The sequence below is a fragment of the Actinosynnema sp. genome (genome assembly GCF_052038725.1).
Map to the genome: position 1 here is coordinate 1 of NZ_JBQGCX010000061.1, position 4,915 is coordinate 4,915.

The 4,915-nt window shown below is 73.7% G+C and carries 3 protein-coding genes and 2 pseudogenes; 3 read left to right on the top strand and 2 right to left on the bottom strand.

Annotation, left to right across the window (positions count from 1 at the left end):
• Together ACTUAL_RS01195 and ACTUAL_RS01200 are read right to left on the bottom strand one after the other, a co-directional pair.
• Positions 1-846 (bottom strand): annotated as a pseudogene (locus ACTUAL_RS01195) (alpha/beta hydrolase); the annotation flags it as partial.
• Complete coding sequence (locus ACTUAL_RS01200) at positions 843-1,106, bottom strand: hypothetical protein (RefSeq protein ID WP_440898958.1); 264 nt, start codon at positions 1,104-1,106, stop codon at positions 843-845. The gene ACTUAL_RS01200 and the pseudogene ACTUAL_RS01195, both read right to left, overlap by 4 nt.
• A 260-nt stretch (positions 1,107-1,366) precedes the next feature.
• Here ACTUAL_RS01200 and ACTUAL_RS01205 point away from each other — a divergent pair, with 260 nt between their 5' ends.
• The 3 genes and pseudogenes from ACTUAL_RS01205 to purM all read left to right on the top strand — a co-directional run bounded on the left by ACTUAL_RS01205 (position 1,367) and on the right by purM (position 4,832).
• Positions 1,367-2,110 carry a maleylpyruvate isomerase N-terminal domain-containing protein gene (locus ACTUAL_RS01205; RefSeq protein ID WP_096497342.1) on the top strand — a complete coding sequence of 248 codons (744 nt, stop codon included), beginning with the start codon at positions 1,367-1,369 and terminating at the stop codon, positions 2,108-2,110.
• Positions 2,111-2,211: 101 nt separating this feature from the next.
• Positions 2,212-3,756: pseudogene (purF, locus tag ACTUAL_RS01210) on the top strand (amidophosphoribosyltransferase).
• A 2-nt stretch (positions 3,757-3,758) separates the two neighbouring features.
• Complete coding sequence (gene purM, locus ACTUAL_RS01215) at positions 3,759-4,832, top strand: phosphoribosylformylglycinamidine cyclo-ligase (protein WP_218181782.1); 1,074 nt, start codon at positions 3,759-3,761, stop codon at positions 4,830-4,832.
• The last annotated feature ends 83 nt before the right edge of the window (positions 4,833-4,915 follow it).

Below are 4,915 nucleotides of genomic sequence, written 5' to 3' on the forward strand. Positions count from 1 at the left end.
CGCCGCGACCCGCCGCTCGTCCATCATCCGCGCGTACTCGGGGTCGTTCAGCAGCCTGGTCAGCCCGTCCGACGTCGACGCGTCGATCCCCAGCTCCCGCGCCCGCTGCTCCATCGCGGTGTCGAGCCGGTCGCGCTCCGCGCCGAACCGCTGCGCGTCGTCGGCGATGCGCGCCCGGTTGGCCTGGTCCAGCACCTCGGACGGCAGTCCGCGCAGCTGCCCCAGCTCCTGGAACCTCGTCCGCAGCAGCTCGTCCCGCTGCTCCTGCGACAACCCCTTCCACCAGGCCGCCACCTGCTTCGGGTCGCTGCCCGGCGCGGGCACCTGCGGCGAGCGCACGGCCGCCACGGCCGCCCCCCACCCGGCGTCACCGGAGGCCACCTCGCCGAAGCCCGGCTTCACCTTCCCGAGGGCGCTCGCGTACTGCCGCAGCGCGTTCTCGTAACCGTTCCGCACCCCTTCGAGCGCCTGGTTCACCTGACCGGCGAGGTGGAGCGTCTGGGCGGGCGTCATCAGGGGGGACCGGGCGCGCCACGCGGAGATCGCCTGGTCCGCCGCCCCGCGCATCTGCGAGTACGCCTCCGCCGCCGCCCGGATCACCTCGACACCGGTCCCGAGCCGCTCCCGCGCGACCCCGGCCGCCCGCGCCGACAGGTCCGCCCGCTTGCCGAACCCGGTCGCCGACGTGCCGCGCCACGCCGACGTGGCCGTCGACCCGCCCGACCGCACCGCGTCGCCCGCCCGCGACAGCGCGCTCGACGCGCCGGTCAGCGGGTCGCCCGCGGCGGCCACCGCGCTCGCGCTCCCGGACGCCAACTTCCCGTAGAGCACCTCGGGATCGATCACGACAGCCCTCCGCCGATGTTCCTGAAGCTCGCCGTCCACTGGTCGTCGACCCGCTCGTAGGTCTCCGCGTTCTCCACCAGGCCCTCACCCGCGTCCCGGTACCAGGCGCTGCCCCGCCGCAGGTCCTCGCCCTGCTCCGAGGCGAACTTCGCCACGGCCGCCGCGAACTCGCCCGCCGCCGGAACCTCGCCGAGCGCCCCCGCGTCGAGGGTGAGCATGGAGACCATCTCGGCGCCGTCGCCCGCGGCGTCAGCCCCCACCTGGAACTGCTTCGACGCCGAGCGCAACGACTCTGGCTGCACACCGAACACGACTTCCCCACCCTTCACCCGCTGAGCGGCTGACGAACCGACCGGACGGACCAGACCGACACCGGGCCCCACCAGCCGGTCACCCCGCCGGTCGGGCCTGGAGAGCAGCGCACCGCACGGGTGCGACGCACCGGGAACCGCCCCGGTTCCCGCCACCCGGCGAAGCCGGGTGGGGCACGATGGCACACGACCTTCGAGGGAGGCGGACAGTGGCACGAGGATGGACCGCGCAGCGGTGGACCGCGGTGTTCACCGAGCAGGCGGCGATGTTCCGGGAAGCGGTCGGCGGCGCCGACCCGGCGGCGCCGGTGCCGTCCTGCCCCGGCTGGACGTTCACCGAGCTGACCCTGCACGTCGCGCGCTTCCTGGAGACCTCGGTGGAGCACCTGCGCACCGGCAGCCAGGTCCGCCTGGACCCGCTGCCCGCGCCGGACGCCCACCTGCCGCTCGACTACCTCGACGCGCAGCTCGCCCGCGCCGCCGAGGTCCTGCCGCAGGTCCCGGCGAACCGCGCCACCTGGACGTTCTCCCCCGCCGCGCCCGACCTGGCCTGGGTGTGGCACCGCCGCATCGCCCACGAGGTCGACCTGCGCCGCTGGGACGCCCAGGCCGCGCTGCGCACCCTCGTGCCCGGCGCCCCCGGCCTCGCGGCCGACTTCGCCGCCGACGGCATCGACGAGTCCCTCGGCACCCTGCTCGCCGCCAAGCACGCCACCGACTCCCCGCCGACCGCGCGCGGGACGGCGCTGGTGGCCCTCACCGACCTGCCCGAGTCCTGGCTGGTCACCCTCACCCCCGGCGAGGTCCCCGACGTCCGCGCCCCCCGACCGGGCGAGCAGGCCGACGTCACCGTCTCGGGCGAGGCGCAGCTGGTCCACTACGGGCTGTGGGGCAGGTTGCCGCTCCGCGCGGAGGGCGATCCCGCCCTGGTGCGGGCGCTCCGACTCGACTGAGGTGCGTTTGGTCACGTACCGGGGGTGCTGATGGGGGTGGTTCACCCCCCGTTCGCCTTACACTCGGAGTGCAGCCCGACATCGTCGCTAGGGAGCACTCGGTGGTCACCGACCAGTCAGCAACCGGCCGCACCGAACCCGACCACCCCGATCGAGAACCCCGCGAGGAATGCGGTGTCTTCGGCGTGTGGGCTCCGGGTGAGGAAGTCTCCAAGCTCACCTACTACGGCCTCTACGCGCTCCAGCACCGCGGCCAGGAGGCAGCGGGCATCTCGGTCGGCGACGGGTCCCAGGTCGTGGTCTTCAAGGACCTCGGCCTGGTCTCCCAGGTGTTCGACGAGCAGGTGCTCTCCTCGCTGCGCGGCCACGTCGCCGTCGGCCACTGCCGCTACTCCACCACGGGCTCCACGACGTGGGAGAACGCGCAGCCGACGTTCCGGCACACCGCGACCGGCTCGGCCCTCTCGCTCGGCCACAACGGCAACCTGGTCAACACCGCCGAGCTGCGCGAGCGGGCCGTCGCCGCCGGCCTCGACACCGGCCACGGCGCGACCACCGACTCCGACCTGGTGTGCGGCCTGCTCGCCGCCGACGCCGCCGACCTGGGCATCGAGCAGTCGGCCATGAAGCTGCTGCCGACCCTGCGCGGCGCGTTCTGCCTGGTCTTCTCGGACGAGTCGACGCTGTACGCGGCCCGCGACTCGCACGGCGTGCACCCGCTGGTCCTCGGCCGCCTCGAGCGCGGCTGGGTCGTGGCCAGCGAGACCGCCGCGCTCGACATCGTCGGCGCCTCGTACGTCCGCGAGGTCGAGCCCGGCGAGCTGATCGCCATCGACGAGAACGGCCTGCGGTCCAGCCGGTTCGCCAACCCCGAGCCCAAGGGCTGCATCTTCGAGTACGTGTACCTGGCCCGCCCGGACACCTCGATCGCCGGGCGCGGCGTGCACGCCACCCGCGTCGAGATCGGCCGCAGGCTCGCCAAGGAGCACCCGGTCGAGGCCGACCTGGTCATCCCGGTGCCCGAGTCCGGCACGCCCGCCGCCATCGGCTACGCCCAGGCCTCCGGCATCCCCTACGGGTCGGGCCTGGTCAAGAACGCCTACGTCGGCCGCACGTTCATCCAGCCGTCGCAGACCATCCGCCAGCTCGGCATCCGGCTCAAGCTCAACCCGCTGCGCGACGTCATCCGCGGCAAGCGCCTGGTCGTCGTGGACGACTCGATCGTGCGCGGCAACACCCAGCGCGCCCTCGTCCGGATGCTCCGCGAGGCGGGCGCCCTGGAGGTGCACGTCCGGATCGCGTCGCCGCCCGTGAAGTGGCCGTGCTTCTACGGCATCGACTTCGCCTAGCGCGCCGAGCTGATCGCGAACGGGCTCGACGACGACGGCATCCGCCGCTCGATCGGCTCGGACTCGCTCGGCTACGTGTCGCTGGAGGAGCTCGTCTCGGCCACCGAGCAGCCCAAGTCGCGGCTGTGCGCGGCCTGCTTCGACGGCGAGTACCCGATCCCCCTGCCCGAGGACGCGCTCATCGGCAAGCACCTGCTCGAAGGCGTTCGCGGGGACGGCGGTCGCGGTGTCGCGGGCTCGGCGACCCCGGTCCTGCCGAACGGGTACGGTGCCGAGGACGCCCTCCAGAGGCCCTGAAGATGGAGCTTGTAGACGTGACGGACAGCGCCAAGGCGACCTACGCCGCAGCCGGAGTGAGCATCGAAGCCGGTGACGAGGCGGTGGAGAAGCTCAAGCCGTGGGCGGCCAAGGCGCACCGCCCCGAGGTGCTCGGCGGGATCGGCGGCTTCGCCGGCCTGTTCCAGCTGAAGCTGGACCGCTGGAAGGAGCCCGTGCTGGCCTCCTCCACCGACGGCGTGGGCACCAAGATCGCGGTAGCGCAGGCGCTCGACAAGCACGACACGGTCGGCATCGACCTGGTCGCGATGGTCGTGGACGACCTGGTCGTGTGCGGCGCGGAACCGCTGTTCATGCAGGACTACATCGCCGTCGGGCGGGTCGTGCCCGACCGGATCGCGGCGCTCGTGAAGGGCATCGCCGAGGGCTGCGTGCAGGCCGGGTGCGCCCTGCTGGGCGGCGAGACCGCTGAGCACCCCGGCCTGATGGCCGACGGCGACTACGACATCTCCGGCACCGGCGTGGGCGTGGTCGAGGCCTCCGCCATGCTCGGGCCGGACCGGGTGCGCGACGGCGACGTCGTCATCGCCATGGGCTCCTCCGGGCTGCACTCCAACGGGTACTCGCTCGCGCGGCACGTGCTGCTGGAGATCGCGCGGATGCCGCTGGAGGGGCACGTCGAGGAGTTCGGGCGGACCCTCGGCGAGGAGATGCTGGAGCCGACCCGGATCTACGCCAAGGACTGCCTCGCGCTGGCCGCCGAGGCCGAGGTGCGGACGTTCGCGCACGTCACCGGTGGCGGGCTGGCGGCCAACCTGGCGCGCGTCCTGCCGGAGGGGCTGCACGCGCGGCTCGACCGGGGGACCTGGACGCCCGCGCCGGTGTTCGCGCTGATCGCGCAGCGCGGGCGGGTGGAGCGCGAGGAGATGGAGAAGACGTTCAACATGGGCATCGGCATGGTCGCCGTGGTGTCGCCCGAGGACGTCGACCGCGCCCTGGCGGTGCTGACCGCCCGCCACGTGCCCGCGTGGGTGCTGGGCGAGGTGACCGCCGGGGAGACCGGGGCCGTGCTGGCCGGGGACCACCCCAGGTTCTGATCTCCGCTGGGTTTTGCTCGTTTCGCGAGGGGCGGGCCCCCGCCCACCCCCCGCGCCCCCGGACCCACCGCCCCCCCCGTAAA

Excerpts from the sequence above, each read along its gene's own strand:
- purM (WP_218181782.1), top strand. The coding sequence starts at position 3,759 with ATGGAGCTTGTAGACGTGACGGACAGCGCCAAGGCGACCTACGCCGCA.